Source organism: Carboxylicivirga fragile, from assembly GCF_050589805.1.
GTDB lineage: Bacteria > Bacteroidota > Bacteroidia > Bacteroidales > Marinilabiliaceae > Carboxylicivirga > Carboxylicivirga fragile.
Window position 1 is genome coordinate 1 of sequence record NZ_JBNGOY010000120.1, and the last position, 979, is coordinate 979.

Consider the following 979-nt stretch of genomic DNA (forward strand, 5'->3'; position numbering starts at 1 on the left):
TGTAAAATGTTTCGCAAAATCAATTTACAACTTTGAGGGGAAACCTTTAGGGAGTACCCTCATTTTAAAAAATTAGTCGGTCACTAGTGATATTTTATTATAAATATTGGTGTTAGTTTATCTTGTTGCGATTAATGACGCGCAATAGGAATAATAAGTGAGGCTGTCACTTTTACAATGACAGCCTCTTTAATGCAATAACAAAAACCTGCAAGTAATTGAACCATTATGAGAAAATGTATAACAACTATTGTTCTATCTATAATAACGATTAGCGTATTTGCTCAGTGGGAAACATATCCCAAAGCAGGTGATTACATTCAAGATCCAGCATTAAATAAATTTGTTGGTAAATGGCAAGGTGTCAGAAACGACACAACTTTTACTGTCATTTTTAAAATTCGAAAAAAAATAGCGGCAAAAGCGGGCTATCACTACGATGCCATAATAGGGTGGCATGAAGTAAAAGTTAATGGGATAATTATTGAATCTTCTTTAAATAGAGTGGGTGATTTATCACTTGGAAGCAGAACATGTGGAGTAGGTATATGCAGTAAAGATGATTTCACAACTAACTTTAGATTTAAAGACATTACTCGCAACAAAAGTGATCAAGCAAGTTTTATTATAGATTCCTCGAATGTAAATAAAGCTGCATGGTTCATTCGTAATACCGATACCATTAGCAAAGCTATGGCTAATATTGGCCCTGATGGAATTGGGCGATATGATACAAGTTGGACAGTACCAACTGATTTAATTATGTATAAGATAGAATAAAAAACTTCTATACTGAGATTTCAAGTAGTATATTGTTCATACCAAGTAAGCAAAAAAATGTACAGAGAGCTGTTCGCGATGAACAGCTCTTTTTTTATGTAAAAATTTCACTAGTGACCGACTAATTTTTTAAAATGAGGGTACTCCCTAAAGGTTTCCCCTCAAAGTTGTAAATTGATTTTGCGAAACATTTTACAAC

The 979-nt window shown here is 33.2% G+C and carries 1 protein-coding gene; it reads left to right on the forward strand.

The window, feature by feature from the left end; all coding sequences use genetic code 11:
- Positions 1-228 precede the first annotated feature (228 nt).
- The gene (locus tag ACRD7B_RS22745; RefSeq protein ID WP_430826970.1) at positions 229-780 is read left to right on the forward strand and encodes a DUF6705 family protein; all 552 of its coding nucleotides are present in this window, start codon (positions 229-231) and stop codon (positions 778-780) included.
- Positions 781-979 lie beyond the last annotated feature (199 nt).

Bases quoted from the DNA above. Each gene is read 5' to 3' on its own strand.
- ACRD7B_RS22745 (WP_430826970.1), top strand. From the start codon at position 229: ATGAGAAAATGTATAACAACTATTGTTCTATCTATAATAACGATTAGC.